Source organism: Shewanella sp. NFH-SH190041, from assembly GCF_024363255.1.
In the GTDB taxonomy this organism is placed as follows: Bacteria; Pseudomonadota; Gammaproteobacteria; order Enterobacterales; family Shewanellaceae; genus Shewanella.
Window position 1 is genome coordinate 3237894 of the sequence record NZ_AP026070.1, and the last position, 22836, is coordinate 3260729.

The 22836-nt window shown below is 47.6% G+C and carries 19 protein-coding genes; 1 reads left to right on the forward strand and 18 read right to left on the reverse strand.

The features are described from left to right. Window positions 1-43: 43 nt before the first annotated feature. From tilS to NFHSH190041_RS14405, 3 genes are all read right to left on the reverse strand, one after another. Window positions 44-1468, reverse strand: coding sequence for a tRNA lysidine(34) synthetase TilS (gene tilS, locus NFHSH190041_RS14395; protein WP_261922456.1), 1425 nt, complete (start codon window positions 1466-1468; stop codon window positions 44-46). A gap of 9 nt (window positions 1469-1477) precedes the next feature. After that, window positions 1478-4951 (reverse strand): DNA polymerase III subunit alpha, encoded by a 3474-nt coding sequence (gene dnaE, locus NFHSH190041_RS14400; protein WP_261922457.1) that lies wholly within the window; start codon window positions 4949-4951, stop codon window positions 1478-1480. A gap of 574 nt (window positions 4952-5525) precedes the next feature. After that, window positions 5526-6650 (reverse strand): ISAs1 family transposase, encoded by a 1125-nt coding sequence (locus tag NFHSH190041_RS14405; RefSeq protein WP_261922458.1) that lies wholly within the window; start codon window positions 6648-6650, stop codon window positions 5526-5528. Between the two features lie 60 nt (window positions 6651-6710). On the opposite strand from NFHSH190041_RS14405, the gene NFHSH190041_RS14410 reads away from it, so the two are divergent. Next, window positions 6711-7835: a tetratricopeptide repeat protein gene (locus tag NFHSH190041_RS14410; RefSeq protein ID WP_261922459.1), complete on the forward strand. Its 1125-nt coding sequence runs from the start codon at window positions 6711-6713 to the stop codon at window positions 7833-7835. A 54-nt stretch (window positions 7836-7889) separates the two neighbouring features. On the opposite strand, the gene rnhB is transcribed toward NFHSH190041_RS14410, so the two are convergent. The 15 genes from rnhB to rpsB all read right to left on the reverse strand — a co-directional run bounded on the left by rnhB (window position 7890) and on the right by rpsB (window position 22665). Then, complete coding sequence (rnhB, locus tag NFHSH190041_RS14415; protein ID WP_261922460.1) at window positions 7890-8510, reverse strand: ribonuclease HII; 621 nt, start codon at window positions 8508-8510, stop codon at window positions 7890-7892. Window positions 8511-8556: 46 nt separating this feature from the next. Beyond that, window positions 8557-9714, reverse strand: a complete 1158-nt coding sequence (gene lpxB, locus NFHSH190041_RS14420) for a lipid-A-disaccharide synthase (protein ID WP_261922461.1) — start codon at window positions 9712-9714, stop codon at window positions 8557-8559. A 1-nt stretch (window position 9715) separates the two neighbouring features. Next, window positions 9716-10486: an acyl-ACP--UDP-N-acetylglucosamine O-acyltransferase gene (gene lpxA, locus NFHSH190041_RS14425; RefSeq protein ID WP_261922462.1), complete on the reverse strand. Its 771-nt coding sequence runs from the start codon at window positions 10484-10486 to the stop codon at window positions 9716-9718. Further along, the gene (gene fabZ, locus NFHSH190041_RS14430; protein ID WP_261922463.1) at window positions 10483-10944 is read right to left on the reverse strand and encodes a 3-hydroxyacyl-ACP dehydratase FabZ; all 462 of its coding nucleotides are present in this window, start codon (window positions 10942-10944) and stop codon (window positions 10483-10485) included. The genes lpxA and fabZ overlap by 4 nt, the downstream gene beginning before the upstream one ends. A 35-nt stretch (window positions 10945-10979) precedes the next feature. Continuing rightward, window positions 10980-11999, reverse strand: a complete 1020-nt coding sequence (lpxD, locus tag NFHSH190041_RS14435) for a UDP-3-O-(3-hydroxymyristoyl)glucosamine N-acyltransferase (RefSeq protein ID WP_261922464.1) — start codon at window positions 11997-11999, stop codon at window positions 10980-10982. A 4-nt stretch (window positions 12000-12003) separates the two neighbouring features. Next, window positions 12004-12501 (reverse strand): OmpH family outer membrane protein, encoded by a 498-nt coding sequence (locus tag NFHSH190041_RS14440; protein WP_261925140.1) that lies wholly within the window; start codon window positions 12499-12501, stop codon window positions 12004-12006. 66 nt (window positions 12502-12567) lie between these two features. After that, window positions 12568-15051 (reverse strand): outer membrane protein assembly factor BamA, encoded by a 2484-nt coding sequence (bamA, locus tag NFHSH190041_RS14445; RefSeq protein WP_261922465.1) that lies wholly within the window; start codon window positions 15049-15051, stop codon window positions 12568-12570. A gap of 31 nt (window positions 15052-15082) precedes the next feature. Beyond that, complete coding sequence (gene rseP / locus NFHSH190041_RS14450; RefSeq protein WP_261922466.1) at window positions 15083-16453, reverse strand: sigma E protease regulator RseP; 1371 nt, start codon at window positions 16451-16453, stop codon at window positions 15083-15085. A 14-nt stretch (window positions 16454-16467) separates the two neighbouring features. Beyond that, entirely contained in the window at window positions 16468-17658 is a 1191-nt protein-coding gene (ispC, locus tag NFHSH190041_RS14455) for a 1-deoxy-D-xylulose-5-phosphate reductoisomerase (RefSeq protein ID WP_261922467.1), read from the reverse strand. A gap of 5 nt (window positions 17659-17663) precedes the next feature. Continuing rightward, window positions 17664-18521 (reverse strand): phosphatidate cytidylyltransferase, encoded by an 858-nt coding sequence (locus NFHSH190041_RS14460; protein ID WP_261922468.1) that lies wholly within the window; start codon window positions 18519-18521, stop codon window positions 17664-17666. Window positions 18522-18541: 20 nt separating this feature from the next. Continuing rightward, window positions 18542-19366 (reverse strand): polyprenyl diphosphate synthase, encoded by an 825-nt coding sequence (uppS, locus tag NFHSH190041_RS14465; RefSeq protein ID WP_261922469.1) that lies wholly within the window; start codon window positions 19364-19366, stop codon window positions 18542-18544. Between the two features lie 83 nt (window positions 19367-19449). Beyond that, complete coding sequence (gene frr, locus NFHSH190041_RS14470; RefSeq protein ID WP_410010879.1) at window positions 19450-19971, reverse strand: ribosome recycling factor; 522 nt, start codon at window positions 19969-19971, stop codon at window positions 19450-19452. 57 nt (window positions 19972-20028) lie between these two features. Continuing rightward, window positions 20029-20757, reverse strand: coding sequence for a UMP kinase (pyrH, locus tag NFHSH190041_RS14475; protein WP_261922471.1), 729 nt, complete (start codon window positions 20755-20757; stop codon window positions 20029-20031). Between the two features lie 195 nt (window positions 20758-20952). Continuing rightward, window positions 20953-21804, reverse strand: coding sequence for a translation elongation factor Ts (gene tsf, locus NFHSH190041_RS14480; protein ID WP_261922472.1), 852 nt, complete (start codon window positions 21802-21804; stop codon window positions 20953-20955). Window positions 21805-21936: 132 nt separating this feature from the next. Next, complete coding sequence (gene rpsB / locus NFHSH190041_RS14485) at window positions 21937-22665, reverse strand: 30S ribosomal protein S2 (RefSeq protein WP_261922473.1); 729 nt, start codon at window positions 22663-22665, stop codon at window positions 21937-21939. Window positions 22666-22836: the final 171 nt, after the last annotated feature.

The following is a 22836-nucleotide window of genomic DNA, read 5'->3' on the forward strand; positions in this document are numbered from 1 at the left end:
AAGGGCCCCGGTGATATTGTCAGCCAAACGTATATCTTGGTGTTTATTGCTGCAAGTTCAAGGCAAATGCAATACCACTTTCATCACCGTCAGCCATAAATGCCTGCTCTACCCAAACACCGGGCACTGCGGCTACTCGGCCATCAATGCAAAGCAAAGGCAATTGCGGTCTTAACCAAGTGGGGACGGCAAATTCCTGCCAACACTTTTTCAACTCCCGCCCCTGATGGCGAGTATGTGGATGACAGCGATAGGAGCCATTTATCGCAAAATCAGCCATAGTACCCCACAGCCACACTTCACCAGTCTGCGGCTGACGCACTCGCGCCCCAGTGGATGTGAGTGTCAAATCCACCTGAAATTCGCCACAATTAAAGTGGGTTGGGAGCGCCACTACCCGGCTCGCCATATCCTCATTTTCTGACGATGGCGGATAAAGGATACGACTTGCCTGATACGCCTGCATAGCCTGTAGTGTGTTGTTCGGTGCATTGTGACTGGTAGCACTGCAAGCATAAACACTGCCATCATAACGGCGCAATAACAGCTCACCGGCTCGTACGGCCACTTTGGCATCCACTTTGGCTTGCAACAACTGTTTTAATGCTTCATCCAACTGTAGCTGGGACGGCAGAGGTAACCCTTGTTGCTCAATAAAGGCCCGCAGCAGCAAGTTTTGCCAATGCGGCTGGTTTTGCGCTAGCGCAACTAGCGGTAAGCTAACACCCCAAGCGCCGTGGCAAACCACCGCCGCTAGTTTCTCAGCCACAACCTCATCCAGCGCCATCTGCTGTTGGGCACAAAGCGCTGCACTGCGCCCAGCGGTATGACCCAATTGCGGCCACCGGGATTTCAGTAATGGAATAATGCGATGACGGAGGAAATTACGGTCGTAGCTGATATCGGCATTACTCTCATCTTCCACATGCGCCATACCTCGCGCCGCAGCATAAGCCTCAATGTCTGCCCGGCTTACATCCAACAATGGCCGCAGCTGTAATTTATCACCATCAAACGCCTGAATGCGCCCCATGGCAGATAATCCTCTTGGCCCTTGACCGCGCTTAAGCGCCAACAGTAAAGTTTCCAATTGATCATCTTGGTGATGCGCCGTCAGCAACAGATCACCAGGAGACATCAAAGCCGCAATGGCACGATAACGCGCCCGCCGAGCTTCCGCCTCAATGCTTAATCTGGCACCTTTCGCCACCGTGACCCGCTGCAAGGAAAATGGCAACCCATAACGGGTTGCACTGCAGCGACAATGCTCCGCCCAATCATCGGCATTACGACTCAGACCATGGTGGACATACACCAGCAGATAATCAAACTCTGGATGTTGTTGGGCAAATTGTGCCAGCAAACTGGCCAGCACTTCAGAATCGACGCCACCACTGTAACCAAGCAAAATCTTACAGCCGGGCCGCGTCGCAACCTGGCTGATGGTACGGCTTAATTGTTCAAACATGTGTTATCTTCAAAACAGAATACGGACCTTATCCGGTCCTATCAGACTCTGCAGGCTCAGCACTAAATCATCACTGGGATTGACTCGCCAGCCATCAGCCAATCGGAATTGTCCCCGAGCCTGACACTGGCGATAATTCACCACCACAGGCACGGCACCATTGCGCCAAGGCTGTAAGGTTTCGCTAAGCTGCACCAACCACTCAGGTGAGATCCCGTCAGCATCCAAATCAATTTCCAACGCCTTGGCAAAATGGCTGCGGGCCTCACTGATATCAATCATATTACGGATTGTCATGCGGTTTCCGCCGGAGAAGTCATCAAAACTGACTTCTCCTTCGCAAATCAGAATGCGATCTTTTTCAATCAGATGATGGAATTTCTCAAATGCTTCCGTAAACAGCATGCATTCCAGTCGGCCACTTTTATCATCCAGCGTCACCAGCCCCATTTTTGAGCCCCGCTTAGTCAGCATCACCCGCGAAGCGATAACCAGTCCTGCCGCTTTAACTGTTTTACCCCGCTCAGTAGGATGAATATCTTTCAATCGCCCAGAGGTATACTGCTTAAGTTCAGTCAAATACTGGTTGATAGGGTGACCGGTCAAATACAGCCCTAGGGTTTCCCGCTCCCCTTCCAGCCACACTTTATCCGGCCAAGGCACGCAATCCACAAACTGCTGTTTAGTATCTTCCTGCTCACTGTTAAGTAAACCGAACATATCACACTGGCCGATGGCCTCGGCCTTGGCATGCTGATCCGCTGCCCGAATGGCTTCTGGCAAGGTTGCCATCATTGCTGCGCGATGCGGGCCAAGCTGATCCAATGCGCCAGCCTGGATCAACCGCTCAATCACCCGGCGGTTGAGCTTTTTCAGATCCACCCGGGCGCAAAAATCAAATAAATCGGTAAAAGGCCCATCTTTACGGGCAGAGAGGATCGATTCAACCGGACCTTCTCCCACCCCTTTAATGGCACCGATGCCGTAGACAATATTCTGCTCGTCATCCACGGTAAATTTAAACAGACCTTTATTTACATCCGGCGGTAACAGCGGCAATTTCATGCGCTCACACTCATCCACCAAGGTGACGATTTTATCCGTGTTATCCATATCGGCGGACATTACTGCCGCCATAAATTCCGCCGGGAAGTGGGTCTTCAGCCACAGTGTCTGATACGACACCAAAGCGTAAGCAGCGGAGTGCGATTTGTTAAAACCGTAACCGGCAAACTTTTCCACCAGATCGAAGATCTTCATAGCCAGTTCGCCGTTCACACCGTTATTTTCTGCCCCGGTGCGGAAGGTGCCGCGCTGTTTCGCCATTTCCTCAGGCTTTTTCTTACCCATGGCGCGACGCAACATATCCGCGCCGCCCAGAGTATATCCAGCCAGTACCTGAGCAATCTGCATTACTTGTTCCTGATACAGAATAATGCCGTAGGTCGGGTCAAGGATGGGTTTTAAGCTCTCATGCTGCCAGGTGACATCCGGGTAAGAGATCTCTTCTCGGCCATGCTTACGCTCAATAAAGTTGTCCACCATGCCCGACTGGAGCGGACCGGGACGGAACAGTGCCACCAATGCAATCATATCTTCAAAGCAGTCCGGTTGCAGACGCTTAATCAGATCTTTCATCCCGCGGGATTCAAGCTGGAATACGGCAGTGGTTTCATAGCGCTGTAAGACATCGAATGACTTTTTGTCATCCAGCGGAATAGCAGCAATATCCACCAGATCTTGGCCAGTTTTCGCCATTCTGGGGTTAATCATGTCCAGCGCCCATTTAATAATGGTCAGCGTCCGAAGCCCCAAGAAGTCAAACTTCACCAGACCGGCATATTCCACATCACTTTTATCAAACTGGGTAACCGGATGTTTCCCCTCACTGTCGCAGTACAGCGGAGCAAAATCAGTAATTTTGGTTGGCGCGATAACCACACCACCGGCGTGTTTACCCGCGTTACGGGTCACCCCTTCAAGCTTGCGACACATGTCGATAAGGTCACGCACTTCCTCATCGGCTTCATAGGCTTCCGGCAGCGCAGGTTCAGCCTCAAATGCCTTGGCTAGCGTCATGCCCGGCTCTGCTGGCACCATTTTTGAAATCCGGTCAACAAAGCCATAGGGGTGGCCTAACACCCGGCCTACGTCGCGAATAACCGCTTTGGCCGCCATGGTACCAAAGGTGATAATCTGCGATACCGCATCCCGGCCATACATGTCGGCAACGTGTTCAATCACCTCATCGCGGCGATCCATACAAAAGTCAACGTCGAAGTCGGGCATGGATACCCGTTCTGGGTTTAGAAAACGTTCGAACAGCAAGTCAAATTCCAACGGATCCAAATCGGTAATTTTCAGGGCATATGCCACCAAAGAGCCCGCCCCTGAACCACGTCCTGGGCCCACAGGAATATCGTTATCCTTACCCCACTGGATAAACTCCATCACAATCAAGAAGTAACCAGGAAATCCCATCTGGTTAATCACACCCAGCTCAATATCCAGTCGCTCATCATAGGGGCCGCGCTTTTGGACACGCTCGTCGGGATCTGGGAACAAAAATGCCAGACGTTCTTCCAGCCCCTCTTTAGACTTGTGTACCAGAAATTCTTCAGTGGACATCTCCCCGGTGGGGAAATTAGGCAGGAAGTATTCATGTAGCCGCACAGTAACGTTACAGCGTTTAGCAATTTCCACTGTGTTTTGCAGCGCTTCAGGAATATCTGCAAACAGTTCACACATTTCCTGCTCAGTTTTCAGGTATTGCTGCTCACTGTATTTTTTCGGCCGTCGGCTGTCTGCCAAGGTATAGCCATCATGAATAGCAACCCGGATTTCATGGGCTTCAAAATCATCCGGCTGCATAAATACCACCTGATTGGTGGCCACCACAGGTAAGCCAACTTCCGCGGCTAACTCAACCGCTGCATGCAAGTAACGTTCTTCGTCCTGACGGCCGGTGCGCAGCAGCTCAAGGTAATAACGGTCAGGGAAATGGGTCTGATAAAACTCCACCAAGTTCATCACTTGGGCTCGGTTCCCCTTCAGTAGGGCTTTGCCGATATCCCCTTCTCGACCACCACTGAGCAACAAAATACCTTTGTTGAACTCCAGCAGCCACTGCTGATCAATGACCACGGTATCATTCACATGCCCACGCAGATAGGCATGACTGATCAGCTGAGTCAGGTTCTGATAGCCATCATTGTCCATGGCTAACACAGTCAACGAGCAGAATTCTTTCTCAAACCCAGGCACTATCATTTTTAAATCCGCGCCAATGATGGGTTTAATGCCTTTGTCATGGCAGCCGCTGTAAAACTTCACCAAACCACAGAGGTTATTCTGATCCGTAATCGCAAAGGCTGGCATGCCCAATGCTTCAATCTGACCAAGAATAGGCTTGACCTTGGCTAGACCGTCGGTCATGGAATAATCTGTGTGGATACGCAAGTGAACAAAACGCGGTTGTGACATGGGGAATGGAGTACTCTGACTGTCTGAAAAACCAAACGGCAAAGATAACATGAGCGAGGTCTGTGCCAAAGTTAAAGCGCCCCCATCAGGTGAATTTAGTCAGATAAATTCTGATAGCGCCTTTCTACCACATACAAACATTAAGCTTTGCTAAAGGCTATTTATGGAAAGCTTAACCACAAGGGAATGAAACAAAACGCATTTAACCTAAGGAATACACTTTTTGACCTGTGCCTGTTTCAGGCACAACAGTGCAAATAGGGAACTATATTTAATACATGTGATATTTTTATCAAAAAAATATTTTAATTTAGTAAAAAATAGCTAATGCATTACCAATAAAACATGAGGGTCATCACAAAATAAAATTCTAACCATTTAGAGGTAAATTATGATCAAAAATTGTCGCCTGCTTAACTACCTAATACTTCAAAATAAGTAAAAAGTTTCGATGAGATTCAGCAAAAATTTTTTCCAAACAACATGTTTAATTGTCTTATTATCTTCACCCGTGGTCACCGTACAAGCTCAAGAAATTAAAGTACTGAGCGCTGCAGGGTGAGAGCATGAATGCTTAGTTTTTATCCAACTCTGTTGTAAACCCTGAAGCAAGTACCTTTTCAAGATAGTTTGGCTTCATTGCGGCAATGTTTTGCTTGCGGCGAATACTTGCTTTCTTTGTGGTTTCGCTTCGTAGCATATTCACGGCCATATGCCGTACGACGGCTAAAACCTCGGCAGCGTTATCTCGATAAATTTGACAACTATCTTCTGACAGTGAAGCATCCAGCACCCAATGCAGACTATTTTCGATGCCCCAATGGCCCCGAACGGCGTTGGCAAACTGTGTTGTGGTCAAAGACGCTGAACTGATGTAGTAGCGATATTCCAATGATTCTTTGCCATTTTTTGTACGTCGATAGCTCATGGTTGCACCAATACTTGAAAGTTTGGGCCATTTGGGAAATTGCTTCGCTAACTCATCAGCAGTGATAACGGCATAAGCACGCGCTTCACTGCGACTATGGCTGTTTTCCAAGCAAGTTATTGCTGTTTTGATATGAGGTTTTAGCGCTGAACTCACGGTTTCATGCAGTGTTTTTTGATTACCTTTAACAGCCAAAAGGTAGTCACCACCTCGATTTACAATGGTTTCGGCGATCTCTGTCTGACACCCCATGGCATCAATAGATACCAAACATCCTTTAAGCTCTAATACCTGCAGTAATGCTGGGATCGCAGTGATTTCATTGGATTTATCATCGGTTTTTAATTGTCCCATGACGACACCATTTGCTGTTGCAAAGGCGCTGACCATATGAATGGTGGACTGTCGGTCTTCCCGATGATAGGAACCGCGCAATGTTTTACCGTCAATCGCGATCAGTTGCCCGTCACTGACGGCTGAAACTTGTGCCATCCATTTGATGAAACACTGTTGAAACTGAGTAGGGTCAAGGCAAGAAATGATCCGAGCTATGGTGTCATGAACCGGCAGTCCTGACTTAAATAACCCTTTAGACTGGAGCCAATCAAAATGAGCTTCACCAAAATCTTCAATATCTTCCCACCCGTTAGCTCCAGCAATGATTGCACAGACTGTCAGAAACAAAACATCGAACAGCAAATAACTGATTTTTGCTTTCTGGCGAGGATCTGTAATGTTTGAGAAGTACTCTGAAAATGCATCTGTGATCATGGCGCTATCGCTAAAAAGCAGTATATGTTCACAGATTGATCCGCTGGTCAATCAAGATATGTGAATTGCTTACAAAACGTTCGCGATCTCACCCTGCTGAGCGCTGTTGTCAAAGATACTCCTATTTCAGGTGCAAAAGTGACCCTGCAACGCAGTGGTTCCAGTTCTGTGATGACAACAACTAATACTAACGGTATAGCTAATCCTACTGGTTTGCCAGATGATAATAAAACGACCATGCTAATTGAAAAAGCAGGCTATTCTACTCTGGTCGCTCAATGTCCCTGTAATGGTTTCACCTATGCTATGTCCCCCAAAATGACTAATCTTGATGGTTTACGCATTGTACTAACTTGGGATGACAGTGTTCCTGATTTGGATTCACACTTAGTGTATCCACACAATCATATCTATTTTGCCAGCAAGCATGGCTCTCAGGCTTTGCTAGATGTGGATGACACTGATTATTTCGGCCCAGAAACCGTCACTATCGAAAAGAAAAAACAAGGGCAACGCTATGTTTATGCTGTAAATGATTACACACACCTCTATGATTCAAATTCATGGGCATTATCAAACAGCCATGCCAGAGTTGATGTTTATGTCGGTGAATCATTGATCCGCACCTATAAGGTTAGCCCTAATATTCAAGCAAATAAATGGGTCGTATTTGGTATAGATGAAAATGGCACTTTCCAAGATATCAATCAATATGCATCATTTGCAGGTGAGCCTGAAAAATACCTACAAAAGCTGATTCAAGCGCCATCTTTTGAGTCCCATAGCATTATCACAGAAAGCATGAAAAATAATGCTAAAGACTGGAATAGACAAGGTGAATCGGATTATAAAAATAAAAATTATAATGCTGCGCTGTATGCATTCCAGCAAGCTGTCAATCTTGACCCTAACAATGGACAAGTTTATAGCAATCTTGGAGTAACCTATTCCAAAATGGGTCGAAGAGCTGAAGCACTATGGGCTAACCGCAAGGCAATTGAATTAGCACATGGTCGTAGAGCTCATATTATAAAAGCCAGCTCATATTATAATATTGGTCGAATTTATGAGTCTGAAGGTGCCTGGCAAGAAGCGCTAAGTAATTACCGTGCAGCATTAAGCTACCGTGAGCATTCAGCCTATACAAATGGTATTGCTAGAATGGAAAAACATCTGAACCAGTAATGACTCCATTACTATCAAAAAAGCGGCCAATGGCCGCTTTTTCTGTTTGGAATCTCAGCTATTTTTTTCCAGCCGCTCTCTGACTGGGCGGAAACTGCGTCTATGTTGCGGCAATACCCCATGTTCATCCAAGGCAGCAAAATGCGCTTTAGTCGGGTAGCCCTTGTGCTTGGCAAAACCATATTGAGGATATTGCGCATCTAGCTCGTCCATTTCCCGATCCCGGGTGACTTTTGCAATAATAGATGCGGCACTGATTGCAGCAATCAAGCCATCGCCTTTTATCACCGCATCCGCCTCAATACCAAAGTCCGGCGTCCGGTTCCCATCCACCAAGACTTTTTCCGGCTTAATAGCCAACCCGGCAACAGCCCGTTGCATGGCCGTCATAGTTGCCTGCAAAATATTCAGCTGATCAATTTCTGCCGGACTACAACGCCCAACGCTAACGGCCAATGCTTTGGCCATAATTTCGCCATACAAAGCATCACGCTTTTTCTCGCTCAATTTTTTGGAGTCATTGAGCCCGGTAATGGGGTTAGCCGGATCTAAAATCACCGCAGCCGTGACCACATCACCAATTAGCGGACCCCGGCCCACTTCATCTACCCCAGCCACTAAACCGGCTGACAGCAGCTCAGCTTGTTCTGGGGTAATATTTTTTAATACTGCCACTTATTCTCAACTCTCAAGCTTATGACTATGACTTAGCGTATTATGCTCAGCAATTAACGCCATCGACCAACGCCAAAACAGCCTCAGCCGCCCGCTCACTGGCATTACAGCGCAATGTTTCATGTAACTGAGTGAACTGAGCAATCAGGGCGCTATTATCAGCGTTAAGCATTGTTGTTACCGCATCAGCAATCTGTGCCGGTGTACAATCAGCCTGAATAAGCTCTGGTACCAGATCTTTACCAGCCAACAGATTTGGCAGGGAAAAACGGTCAATCTGCATCAAGCGTTTAGCAATGCGATAGGTCATAGGCGCAACCCGATACGCGACGACCATCGGCCGCTTCACCAGCATTGCTTCCAATGTTGCTGTGCCTGATGCCAACAAAATGGCATCACTGGCAGCCATCACTTCGCGAGAATGGCCTTCAACCAATTCAAATTCCAGTTCAGGGGCCAACTGCTGCCAAGCTGAGACAAACTGCGCCCGGCGCATTTCATTGACCAAAGGCACCACAAAACGAATATCAGGGCAACGCTGTTTAATTAACTTTGCGGCAGCAATAAAAGGCTCGGCCAGCAGTTTTAACTCACCACCGCGAGAACCAGGTAATATGGCTAAATAGTGTCCATCTGCGGCCAACTGGAGCGTATTGCGCGCGGCGGCCCGATCACTAGTGAGGGGGATTTCATCTGCCAAGGTATGCCCGACAAAAGTACAAGGCACCTGATATTTATCATAAAACGCTTTTTCAAATGGCAGCAGGGCCAACACCATATTAGTGGCTTTTTCAATTTTGAAAATACGTTTCGGCCGCCAAGCCCAAACTGATGGGCTGACATAATGCAACGTTTTAATGCCGCGCTGTTTCAGCTTCAACTCGACACCCAAATTGAAATCTGGCGCATCAATGCCAATAAAACAATCTGGTTGCACAGCACAGATCTGCTCAATCAACTGCCGACGAATTTTTAGCAATCTGGGCAAACGAGATAACACTTCCACTATGCCCATAACAGCCAATTCTTCCATGGCAAACAGGGATTCAAAACCCAAGGCTTCCATTCTGGGACCGCCAATTCCCAGAAAACGGGCATTTGGATGTTTCTGCTGTAGTGCGCGGATTAAACCGGCACCTAAAATATCGCCGGAGACTTCTCCGGCGACAATAGCAAAAACAAGCGGTGTAGATTGGCTTGTCATATCAGCGAATAATACCCCGATTAGAACTAGTGCAGAAGGCAACAAAATCAGCCACTTCTGGATATTGCGCCGCATCTTGCTGCAAAGCATCAACTGCTTCTGCAACCGTTAAACTACTGCGATACATGGCCTTATAAGCCCGGCGCATCGCTTGTTGAGTCTCTTTAGTAAAACCGCGGCGTTTCATTCCCTCGAAGTTCAATCCACGGGGAGTGGCTGCCTGGCCTGATGCCATTACAAAAGGTGGCACGTCTTGCAATACTAAAGAACAACCTGCAGTAAATGCGTGAGCACCAATATGCACAAACTGATGCACACCAGTCATACCGCCCAAAATAGCAAAGTCACCCACATGACAATGGCCAGCAATAGATGCATTATTCGCCATGATCACATTGTTACCAACCACACAGTCATGGGCAATATGGACATAAGCCATAAACAGGTTATTGGAACCGATGCGAGTTTCACTGTTATCTTGGATGGTGCCACGGTGAATCGTCACTGATTCCCGGATGATATTGTTATCACCTATAATCAAACGCGTTGGCTCACCAGCATATTTTTTGTCTTGGCACTCTTCACCGACAGAGGCAAATTGGAAAATCCGATTACCTTGGCCAATAACGGTCGGACCTTTGATCACAACGTGGGAACTGATCCAGCAGTCATCACCAATCTCAACCCCTTCGCCGATATAGCTCCATGGGCCGATAGTGACATTGTTGCCGATTTTCGCGTCAGGATGTACAAATGCTAATTTATCAATCACTTATTAATCTCTCTGCGCGCACACATAATTTCTGCTGAACACACCAGTTCACCGTCAACCTTGGCTTCGCCATAAAACACCCCGATACCGCGGCGTTCTTTGAGCAGTTTCACTTCAAAATGCAACTGATCACCTGGCTCAACAACTCGCTTGAAACGAGCATTATCAATACCGGCAAAATAATACAGCACATCTGTAGATGGCTTATCACTCATGGTTTTAAATGCCAACAGGCCAGTTGCTTGTGCCATGGCTTCCAGGATCAGTACACCAGGCATAACTGGTTGTACTGGGAAATGTCCTTGGAAAAACGGTTCATTAATGGTGACATTTTTGATGGCGTGCAGGGTTTCACCTGGGGTGAAATCCAGAACGCGATCGATCAACAGAAATGGATATCTATGGGGCAAATACTGCAGTATTTCCTTGATATCCATTGTGTTCATTTCGTTCGACACGTGTTCATTTCCTCGAGCCGCCGCAGCGGCCATAATCAGTTTTCAGTTTTTTTCTCAATGTTTTTCACCCGCTGGAACAGATCATCCAACTGGCGGAAACGCACAGTATTTTTACGCCATAGACGATTATCCATCGCCACGGTCGCAGAAGATAAAATACCGGGTTCTTTCACTGAGTTAATGATGTTAGTGCTGCCGGTAATATGAACACCATCACAGATGTTCAGATGACCGGAAATAGCACAGTTACCGCCGATAATACAGTGTCGCCCGATAGTGACACTGCCTGCCACCACCGTACAGCCAGCAATCGCGGTATTGGCTCCGATAACATCGTTATGGGCTATCTGAACCTGATTATCAATAATAACACCATCGTGTATTTCAGTGTGAGCTAGTGCGCCACGGTCAATCGTAGCTCCAGCACCGATTTCAACTCGGTTACCAATGCGCACGCCGCCTGTCTGAGGGATCTTGACCCAGGTGCCACGCTCATTAGCATAGCCAAAGCCGTCTGATCCAATCACAGTGCCAGAATGCACAATACAATCCATACCGAGTTGAACATTGTGATAAATCGTGACATTGGCCCACAAGCGGGTGCCGCTGCCAATCACACAGTCCTGGCCGATAACCGTACCGGCACCGATCTGCACATGTTCACCCAAGATAACATTGGCCTCAATCACAGCATTGGCGCCAATGGCAACACCTTCACCCAACTTGGCTGTTGGATCGATCACCGCTGACGGATGAATATCATCAGCCGCTTTGGGCGTGGTATCCAGTAATTGGGCTACACGAGCAAACCCCACATAAGGGTCTTGCATCACCAGGGCCGCGCCCTGATAGTTTTCGGCATCTTTTTCTGACAACAAAACCGCACTGGCCTGAGTTTGCTCAAGCTGGGCGCGGTATTTGCTGTTGGCCAGAAAAGTCAGCTGGCCACTTTGGGCCTGCTCCAGGGTAGAAACACTGTCGATAACAATATTTTCATCACCCTGAACCCGGGCATTCAATAGAGTGCCCAGCTCTTTTAAGGTCACGCTTTTCATTCAATTATTGGCCTTTACTTAAGGCTTCCACTACTTTGTTGCTAATATCGGCATCGGCTTTGACATATACGGCAGCACCACGCTGCAGCACCAGATCATATTTGCCTTTCTCTGCGATGTTATTGATGACTTTCTGAACCTGACCTAACAGTTTGTTCTGCTCTTCACCCTGACGGCGACGCAGGTCCTCATCCAAGGCTTTTCCCTTCAATTGCAGCTCAGCCTGCAGGGATTCCATTTTACGCACCAGATCGGTTTTCTGAGTTTCGCTCATCAGTGCACCATCACGTTGCTGCTTTTCAGCCAAGCCACGCAATTCGTCCTGCATCTTTTTCACTGCAGCAACACGGTCACCAAATTCGGTCTTCAGCTGCTGAGCAATCTGTTCACGTTGTGGCAGCTGCTCAAATACAGAGCCCATATCAACCACAGCAATTTTTTCAGCATTGGCGGCCAGTGGCGCACCCAACAGCACTAACATCATCAGTGCGCGATTAACCATCTTTTTCAAAATAAACTCCTTTGTGCCTGCTTGTTCTAGTTATGAAACGTGCCAAGTGTATGTGTTTTAGAAAGTCCTGCCAATATTGAAGGAGAAGATCTCAGTATCATCATCCTGATACTCTTTCAGCGGCCAGGCCAAACTGAACACCATGGGACCCATAGGTGATAGCCACTGAACGCTCATCCCCCAAGACGCCCGAATATGCGCGGGATCACTGTAATCCTGCAGCTTATCAAACTCACTGGCTGGCAAGGTTTTTCGGTATTGATCCAGATTAAATTCAGTATCCCAAACGTTACCGGCATCGACGAAGAAGCTGGTCCGAACTGAGTTGCTGTAGGCTTCATCTAAAAATGGCGTCGGAACAATCATTTCCAGACTGGCCACCGCCATAGCATTACCGCCGATGCTGCGACCATCATCAACCACTACATGAGGAGTTGTACCATTACCGCTACAATTATTGCCACCAGGGCCCGGCACACAAGTATTATTGTCATCCACTACATAGAAGGAACGCGGACCAACCGAGTTAGACTTAAAGCCCCGCAGTGATGTTCCACCCAGGTAATAGTTTTCCCAGAATGGCAGCACCTGTTCATTGCCATGGAATTTACCATAACCATTGCCATAACCGGCCTTGGCACGCGCCAAGACAACGAACTTATGATCCCGAGTCAACGGGAAGTAGAAGTTAGTATCAAATTCCGTTTTAAAATACTGCAAGTCAGATCCCGGTACCGTCATCTTACCGGACAAACGTTGTGAATTACCTGCAGTTGGGAAAGTACCTCGGTTCAATGTTGAACGGTACCAGCCTAAGTTCAGTTCAAAGTTGTTAAAACTGAGATCGGCATTGGGATCCTGACTCTGGCTATAAATTTGATAAAAACGCTTTACATGCTCGTAGTAACTGTCCACTTCTGAAATGGTGTTATGACGGAAACCAACCCCGGCATTAATGCGATTATTTTCATTGATGGGGAAACCGGTATTTAATGCCACACCATAAGATTTGTTCTTATAGCGTTCCAAATCTGCATCATTGGCATCAAATTCATTCCAGTAAATACTACCACCTAAGCTAACGCCATCTTTAGTGAAATATGGATCTGTGTAGGACAGATTGACGTTTTTAGAATATTTATTGGTCGATAAATTAACGCCAACCTGATTACCCGTGCCAAGAAAGTTATTTTGCTTCACACCAAACTGCAAGCTAAGGCCAGATTCTGTACCATAGCCAACACCGGCATTAAATGATCCAGAAGGCTGTTCTTTTACAGTAAAGTTAACATCCACTAAATCATCACTGCCAGGCACCTGCACAGTTTCGGTATCGACCGTCTCAAAAAAGCCCAGTCGGTTCAGGTTCAGCTTCGACTGCTCAACTAAGGCTGAATTGAGCCAAGAGCCTTCCATCTGGCGCATTTCCCGGCGCAAGACTTCATCTTTGGTGACTTCGTTGCCGCTGACATTAATATTGCGGACATAAACACGCTTGCCCGGTTTAATATTGATATTCAACGTCACTTCCTGCGTCTTATCATCAATTTCCGGGAAAGTTTTTACTTCAGGATAGGCGTAACCGAAGCGGCCTAAATATTTGGCATACATCTCTTCAGTAAAGGTAACATCGCCACCATCATAAATACTGCCATCTTTAATTGGCAAAATGGACTTCATCAACGCTTCACGGCCAAGCAAATCGCCGGTCAGATTGACGGCTTTGACTTTATATTGCTTACCTTCATCCATGTTAATGGTGATATACAGCCCTTTGCGATCTGGCGTCATCGCAACCTGAGTCGAGGTGATCGCAAAACGGATATAACCATCGTTGTGATAGGCGTTCTTAATGGTTTCTAAGTCCGCTTGCAGCTTCTGCTTTTGATAACGACGCTCGCCAAACAGATCCCACCAGGCAACATAGTCTTTTAGTTCAATCATGCCGCGTAATTGGGCATCAGTGAACACAGTATTACCAACAAAGTTAATCTGTTTAATTTCGGCGGCTAAGCCTTCAGTGAATTTGAATTTCAACTCCACTCGGTTACGGGGCAGGTTAATAATCTGGGCCTGTACTTTGGCGCCATATTTACCAACACCGTAATAAAAATCCTGCAGCCCTTTTTCAATGCCTGAGATCATGGTGCGGTCTAGGGCCTCACCCACTTTAACCCCGCTGCCATTCAAACTTTCTTTGAGCTGTTCATCTTTAATGTCTTTATTACCTTCAAAGGTAATAACACTGATGGTCGGCCGCTCTTTCACGGTGACAATCAATACTCCGCCATCATGGCTGACTTTGACATCTTCAAAGTTTGTAGAGGCATACAAGCTTTTAATCGCCTGCTGTAATTTGGTTTGATCCAGCACATCGCCAACTTTGATCGGTAGATTCAGCAATGCCGCACCCAAGGCGACTCGCTGTAATCCATCGACCTGAATATCCGTGATTTTAAATGGCTGAAACCCGGCTTGGGCATTCCCTGAAATAGTCGCACCGACCAATAACATCGAGGCAAAAAGTTTATTCAATCTCATAGAGCACTTCTAATTATTTGTCTGTCCCTGCTCAGAGTCGGGCAAAATCATTGAACAGCGCAATGCTCATCAAGATCAGCAGCATGGCTGCCCCAAATCTGAATCCAATTTCCTGAACTTTTTCAGGCACGGGTTTACCTGTGACCAATTCGGCCAGGTAGTACATCAGGTGTCCCCCATCGAGCACTGGCAACGGTAAGAGGTTGGCAATGCCGAGGTTAACGCTAATTAGCGCCAGGAACCCCAAAAAATAAACCAATCCAAATTCTGCACTGTGCCCGGCTCCCTGTGCGATAGAGATAGGTCCGCTTAAATTACTCACCGATACGGTACCAGTCAGCAATTTGCCGATCATTTTGAAGGTAACCACTGCTAACTGCCAGGTTTTCTCTGCAGCGGCGTCAAACGCGTCTACTATGCCATACTGAAGTTGCAAACGCATGTTTTGTGGCCATTTTTCAACAACCGGCGTAATTCCTAATAAACCAATTTCTTGGCCATTAGCGCCCTGAGTTGCATGGGGCTTAACATCTAGCGTCATAGGCTCCCCTGCGCGAAGCAAGGTAAAACGCATCAACTGATTAGGCGATTGCCGGATAAGTTCAGATGTTTTCTGCCAACCAGGATAAGGCTCGCCATTAATTTGCTGTAGTACATCCCCCACTTGGAATCCAGCTTGCGCTGCGGCACTGCCACGGCTAACCGCTGCAATTTCAGGCTTAATCCCAGGACGATACATCCCTAGCCCTAAACTGGTAATGGGTGACTCTTTTTCCGGATCAAACTGCCACTGACGGGTATCCAGCCGATAAGTATGACTGCTACCGGCATCCTGAACCCCTCCCACTGGGGCCAGTGACATAGTGATACTGTCATCGCCAATATGGCTGACTAAGGCCAGATTGACCTCTTCCCAGTTACGTACTGGCTGCCCATCTACAGCGACAACCTGCTGAGGTGAACCATCTAGTTGGATCACCGCGGCAGGACTGCCTGGCATCACACTGTCAATGACAGGTTTTACCGCTGGCACCCCAATGAGATACATGGCATATAACGCAAAAATGGCAAACAAAAAGTTTGCCATTGGCCCTGCGGCCACGATTGCAATACGCTGCCAAACTGATTTTCGGTTGAATGCCTGAGATTGCAGTTCTGCCGGTACCGGCTCAACTCGTTCATCGAGCATTTTGACGTAACCACCAAGCGGGATCAGCGCAATGACATATTCAGTGCCATCTTTACCAATACGCCGCCAAATGGCCTTGCCAAAACCAATAGAGAAGCGCTCTACTTTTACTCCACAGCGACGAGCCACCCAAAAGTGGCCATATTCATGTGCGGTAATAAGCAGACCGAGTGCAACAATAAACGAGCCTAGATTCCACAGAAAATCGTACATTCAATTCCTATTTATCAGTTCATCCGGCTGAGGATTTCCCCGGCGACCTGTCGGGTCTGGGCATCCAATGCCAAAATATCTTCCAATGATGTCAAGCTGTTGCAAGTCAAATTCTGCAGACACTGAGCATTCACTTTCGCAATATCGGTAAAGCCAATATTACCGGCCAAAAACGCAGCAACAGCCATTTCATTGGCTGCATTGAGCACAGTGGTCGCTTCCTGTCCCTGACGGCAGGCTTCAATAGCCAATTCCAGACAAGGATAACGACTAAAATCCGGTTCACAGAAACTTAACTGTCCGACTGTGAAAAAGTCCAAAGGTTCAACCCCGGATTCAATTCTTTGCGGATATGCCATGCAGTGCGCAATGGGTGTGCGCATATCTGGATTACCCAGTTGCGCCAGTACGCTACCATCCCGATATTGCACCATTGAGTGGATCACACTCTGGGGATGGATAACAACTTTTAGCTGCTCCTTATTGGCATTAAACAGCCAACGAGCCTCAATATATTCCAAGCCTTTGTTCATCATCGAGGCGGAATCGACCGAAATTTTCGGTCCCATAGACCAATTGGGATGTTTGCACGCCTGAGCAGGCGTCATCAATTTCAACTGTTCAATCGGGGTATTGAGAAATGGGCCACCAGAACCCGTCAATAGGATATGGCGGATACCATTGCCATTAAGGTCGCAAAAACCAAGGTTTTGCTGCACAGACTCAGGTAAGCATTGGAAAATGGCATTATGTTCGCTATCGACTGGCAGAATTTGCGCGCCCGATGCTTTCGCCGCATCCATAAATAACTGGCCTGACATCACCAGCGCTTCTTTATTGGCTAACAAAATGCGTTTACCAGCATGAACCGCTGCAAGCGTTGGCACTAAACCAGCCGCGCCAACAATCGCTGCCATCACACTGTCCACATCATCCCGGGTGACCAGTTCAAGCAGAGCCTGCTCACCGGATGTCACTTCAATCCCGAGTGTTGGGTCCAACGCCGCCCGTAGTGTAGCCGCAGCGGCCTCGTCCACCATATGCACAATTTGTGGCCGATGCGCTTCGCACAGGGGCAACATCTTATCGACATTAGAATGAGCCACCAGACCAAAGGCGCGGTAGGTATCCGGGTTTTGGGAAATCACACTGAGTGTGCTGGCGCCGATAGAGCCAGTCGCACCCAAAATCACCATATTTTGCATAGCGCTTACATCCAGAATGCAATATAAATCAGAGTAAATACAGGCAGTGCTGCCGTCAAACTGTCAATACGATCCAGTACGCCGCCGTGACCCGGTAGAATATTTCCTGAGTCTTTAATGTTCGCGCTGCGTTTAAACATGCTTTCAGATAAATCGCCCACAGCAGAAGCGATAGCTGTTAGCAAGGTAACGGCAATCACCAAGGGCAATTCTTGCTCTGGGGACAGGTACATCACTAATGCAACCACTATCATGGTGGTCAGCAAACCACCTAGTAAACCTTCAAGGGTTTTACCTGGGCTAACCCGCGGCATCAATTTTCTGCGGCCAAGGCTGCGGCCAAAGAAATAAGCGCCTGAGTCTGCGGCCCACACCACCAAAAAGACTAAAAAGACCAGTGCCCCACCGTAGAAAGGATGGGCCACACTGCTCAAACTTTTTAGGGTAATCAATGCAGCAAAACAAGGTGCTAAGGTTAATTGACCAAACATCGACTTGAGCATCGGGCTGCTTTGCCAAAATTGGCTACTTTTGGGAAAGCCCACCACGAGGAACACAGAAATTAACCACCAGAGCCCGCCTAAACCAATGACACCCTGATAGACTGGATTCAAGACGCCAGCAAGCCACACTTTATCTGCCGGAACAATCAAATTCAGAGCAACGAGCAGTAGCCCCATCGTAAAAGTGAAACTCCATTGAGTCACATTACAGGCCGGTTCAATCATCCGGCCCCATTCTTTTGCAGCGATCAAGAAAATAGGCACTAATGCCCAGGCAAAATAGCTGGCAGGTAGATAAAAAATCCCCCCCAGTACAAATGGAATTAATAAAAGCGCTGTTATTATTCGTTGCTTCAGCAAAGGAAGTCCTCACTAACTAATCAGAGTGAACGCAGAGCATCAATCTGGCTACCGGTCAAGCCAAAGCGGCGTTGACGGCTAGCAAAGGCCGCAATGGCCCGATGAAATGCTTGTTCATCAAAATCAGGCCAGAGAATATCGGTAAATACCAACTCCGCATAAGCGGCCTGCCACAAAATAAAATTACTGATGCGGTAATCACCACCAGTACGGATCATCAGATCCACTTCGCCCTGCCCCTGCATGCTCAGGTGTTGGCTTAAGGTTTCTTCCGTGATCTCATCAGCCCGCAGTTGCCCGGCTTCCACCTGACGCGCTAATGCTTGAGCTGATTGCATAATATCCCAGCGACCGCCATAATTGGCTGCAACATTGAGGGTTAAATCAGTATTCCCTGCCGTTTTCGCTTCAGCGGCGCTGATTTGTTTTTGCAGGCGCTCTGAAAACCGGCTAGTATCACCGATCACATTCAACCGTACCCCATTATTGTTGAGTAATTTCACTTCCCGCTGTAGCACTGTAAAAAACAGTTCCATCAGCAAAGTGACTTCCCGATCAGGCCGCCGCCAATTTTCAGAAGAAAAAGCAAATAACGTTAATGACTTAACGCCTAAATTCCGCGCGGTACTGACTGCACGGCGCACCGCTTTCACACCAGCCCTGTGACCAAATACTCGCGCCTTTCCCTTGGCCTGTGCCCAGCGTCCATTGCCATCCATAATGATTGCGACATGATTGGGGATAGACTGCAGCAAGATATCGGGCAACTGGGCAGGAACGTCAACCGATGCAGGTGTCTCTAGAGTACACAAGGTTTCTGCATCAAATTCCACAGAGGATGACATTTACAACAACCCTTATAAATAAACAAACGCCGTGTAGTATACCGCTACACGGCGCTTTAACTCTAGCTACTTCAGCTCAGGAATTATACTTCCATCAACTCAGCTTCTTTTGCCGCCAAGATTTCATCAATTTTTTTGATGTGGGCATCAGTCATCTTCTGCACTTCATCTTCGCTACGGCGTACATCATCTTCAGTGCAATCTTTGGCTTTTTCCAGAGATTTCACATCAGAGTTAGCATCGCGGCGTACGTTGCGAACGGCAATACGGCCATTTTCCGCTTCAGCACGCACGACTTTTACCAAATCGCGACGACGCTCTTCTGTCAGAGCAGGCAGCGGGATACGGATAGAAGTACCAGCTGACATTGGGTTCAGACCCAGATCAGACATCATGATGGCTTTTTCTACTGCCTGAATCATACTGCGGTCAAATACGTTCACCATCAGGGTGCGGGCATCATCAATCACAATGTTACCTACCTGGTTCAGCGGCGTCATGCTGCCATAGTATGAAACCTGGATAGAGTTCAACAGGCTAGGATGAGCTCGACCGGTACGGACTTTACTCAACTGGCCTTTCATCGCTTCTACACACTTGCCCATGCGCTCTTGCGCGTCTTTTTGAATATCTTCAATCACGATAAATGTCCTTTTCGGTCACTAAATTGCTTTAATTAGCGTGCCTTCTTGTTCACCCATAATGGCACGGCGCAGCGCCCCGGGCTTATTCATATTGAATACCAGAATAGGCATATCATGATCCCGTGCCATAGTAAATGCAGCAAGATCCATGACTTTTAATTCTTTATCCAGCACCTCATTGTACCCCAGCTCGTCATATTTAACGGCATCGGCATTCTTCATTGGATCATCGGAGTATACCCCGTCAACCTTGGTGCCTTTTAGTACAACTTCAGCTTCAATTTCAATACCGCGCAGACAGGCGGCTGAATCTGTGGTGCAAAATGGGTTACCGGTTCCGGCAGCAAAAATTACCACCCGGCCGGATTTCAGCAGGCTGATGGCTTCAGCCCAGTTGTAACGATCACACACGCCATTAAGGGGAATAGCAGACATCAAACGGGCATTAACATAAGCACGGTGCAGTGCATCCCGCATCGCCAGACCATTCATTACCGTGGCCAACATCCCCATATGGTCACCGACCACTCGGTTCATGCCAGCTTTAGCCAGTCCTTCGCCGCGGAACAGGTTTCCGCCTCCAATAACTACGCCGACCTGAATACCCAGTTCAACCAGTTCTTTGACTTCCTGAGCCATACGCTCAAGGACTTTCGGGTCAATACCAAAGCCCTCTTCACCCATCAGCGCTTCACCGCTTAATTTGAGAAGAATACGTCGAAATGCAGGTTTAGGATTGGTGCTCATATTTTCTTGTCCTGGTACAAAAACCAAACTGTTTACTATTTCGGTGTGCCGGTAGCAAGCTGTTCTGGCTCGCGCAGCGCCAGCGGATTCAAGCTGCGAGTATATACCTGTTATGGCGTAATCTAAAAATTGCACACCGCAGGTATAACAAGACCGCAGCACAGGCCGCGGTCTTGAGGGACTCGCAAAGGCGAATTAAGCCTTCTTAGAAGCAGCGATTTGCGCAGCAACTTCAGCAGCGAAATCTTCTTCTTTCTTCTCGATACCTTCACCAACTTCCAGACGGATAAAGTTAGTTACAGTAGCGCCTTTTTCTTTCAGGAATTCGCCAACAGATTTCTTTGGCTCCATAATGAAAGGCTGACCAGTCAGAGATACTTCACCGGTGAATTTCTTCATACGGCCAGCAACCATCTTCTCAGCGATTTCTTTTGGCTTGCCTTCGTTCATGGCGATTTCAACCTGAACTTCACGCTCTTTAGCCACTACATCAGCAGGAACGTCTTCTGGGTTTACGTACTCAGGCTTAGAAGCAGCAACGTGCATTGCCAGGTGCTTCAGGGTTTCTTCGTCAGCTTCACCAGTTACTACAACACCGATACGGTCGCCGTGACGGTAAGAAGCCAGGTTAGCACCATCGATGTACTCAACGCGACGAACGTTGATGTTTTCACCGATCTTAGCAACCAGAGCAACACGCGCTTCTTCAAACTGAGCTTTCAGGTCGTCGATAGACACTTTACCAGCAGCAGCTACATCCAGTACTTCGTTAGCGAAAGCTAGGAAGTTAGAGTCTTTGGCAACAAAGTCAGTCTGACAGTTAACTTCGATCAGGGCAGCGAAACCTTCGCCGTTCTTGATCAGGATAGTACCTTCAGCAGCGATATTACCGGCTTTCTTAGCAGCCTTAGCAGCACCGCTCTTACGCATGTTTTCGATAGCCAGCTCGATATCACCATTGGTTTCAGTCAGAGCTTTTTTACAGTCCATCATACCAGCGCCGGTACGATCGCGCAGTTCTTTAACCTGGGCAGCAGTAATTGCCATTGTTAAGTCCTCTATAAATTAGGTGCGAAATAAATTCGACAAATTCTGTAGATGTAAAACAGGGGCCAATAGGCCCCTGTTAACCAATCAAATTGCTTGGTTAATAAGGGAGATGCCTAGCATCACACCTTATTATTCGGCCTCTACGAAACCGTCTTGCTCAGCTTGTACAGCCAGATCCTGACCACGGCCTTGGTTAGCAGCAGCAGCAACAGCAGAAGTGTACAGCTTGATAGCACGCATAGCGTCGTCGTTACCTGGGATGATGTAGTTAACACCATCTGGAGCAGAGTTAGTATCAACAACAGCTACAACTGGGATACCCAGGTTGTTCGCTTCTTTGATAGCGATATGTTCGTGGTCAGCACCGATTACGAAAATCGCATCTGGCAGGCCGCCCATGTTCTTGATACCACCCAGAGATTTTTCCAGCTTATCCAGCTCGCGAGTACGCATCAGAGCTTCTTTCTTGGTCAGCTTGTCGAAAGTACCATCAACAGACTGAGTTTCCAGCTCTTTCAGACGCTTGATTGACTGACGAACGGTTTTCCAGTTAGTCAGCATACCGCCCAACCAGCGGTGATCTACATAGAACTGATCGCAAGAGATAGCAGATGCTTTGATTGCTTCGCTTGCAGCACGCTTAGTACCAACGAACAGGATTTTACCTTTCTTAGAAGCAACGTTGCTGATGAAAGCCAGTGCTTCGTTGAACATTGGCACAGTGTGCTCCAGGTTGATGATGTGTACACCGTTGCGAGCACCGAAGATGAATGGCTTCATCTTAGGGTTCCAGTAACGGGTTTGGTGACCGAAGTGTACACCGGCCTGCAGCATGTCGCGCATAGAAACTGTAGTCATTTTAAATCTACCTTGTTAAAAAGTGGGGTTAAACCTCCACGCATCCCATCCCTTCGACCCAAGTTACCAAGGGCACCCCGAAGTATGTGACGATACGTGTGTGATTTAGTATTTACATTGATTGCCATGTATAATGGCGGCCACATTTTACGTGAGTAGCACCTCGCCGCC

Excerpts from the sequence above, each read along its gene's own strand:
- tsf (WP_261922472.1), bottom strand. The coding sequence starts at position 21,804 with ATGGCAATTACTGCTGCCCAGGTTAAAGAACTGCGCGATCGTACCGGC.
- rseP (WP_261922466.1), bottom strand. The coding sequence starts at position 16,453 with ATGTACGATTTTCTGTGGAATCTAGGCTCGTTTATTGTTGCACTCGGT.
- dnaE (WP_261922457.1), bottom strand. The coding sequence starts at position 4,951 with ATGTCACAACCGCGTTTTGTTCACTTGCGTATCCACACAGATTATTCC.
- ispC (WP_261922467.1), bottom strand. The coding sequence starts at position 17,658 with ATGCAAAATATGGTGATTTTGGGTGCGACTGGCTCTATCGGCGCCAGC.
- pyrH (WP_261922471.1), bottom strand. The coding sequence starts at position 20,757 with ATGAGCACCAATCCTAAACCTGCATTTCGACGTATTCTTCTCAAATTA.
- NFHSH190041_RS14440 (WP_261925140.1), bottom strand. The coding sequence starts at position 12,501 with ATGGTTAATCGCGCACTGATGATGTTAGTGCTGTTGGGTGCGCCACTG.
- uppS (WP_261922469.1), bottom strand. The coding sequence starts at position 19,366 with ATGTCATCCTCTGTGGAATTTGATGCAGAAACCTTGTGTACTCTAGAG.
- lpxB (WP_261922461.1), bottom strand. The coding sequence starts at position 9,714 with ATGACAAGCCAATCTACACCGCTTGTTTTTGCTATTGTCGCCGGAGAA.
- lpxD (WP_261922464.1), bottom strand. The coding sequence starts at position 11,999 with ATGAAAAGCGTGACCTTAAAAGAGCTGGGCACTCTATTGAATGCCCGG.
- frr (WP_410010879.1), bottom strand. The coding sequence starts at position 19,971 with ATGGGCAAGTGTGTAGAAGCGATGAAAGGCCAGTTGAGTAAAGTCCGT.
- bamA (WP_261922465.1), bottom strand. The coding sequence starts at position 15,051 with ATGAGATTGAATAAACTTTTTGCCTCGATGTTATTGGTCGGTGCGACT.
- NFHSH190041_RS14405 (WP_261922458.1), bottom strand. The coding sequence starts at position 6,650 with ATGATCACAGATGCATTTTCAGAGTACTTCTCAAACATTACAGATCCT.
- rpsB (WP_261922473.1), bottom strand. The coding sequence starts at position 22,665 with ATGACTACAGTTTCTATGCGCGACATGCTGCAGGCCGGTGTACACTTC.
- tilS (WP_261922456.1), bottom strand. The coding sequence starts at position 1,468 with ATGTTTGAACAATTAAGCCGTACCATCAGCCAGGTTGCGACGCGGCCC.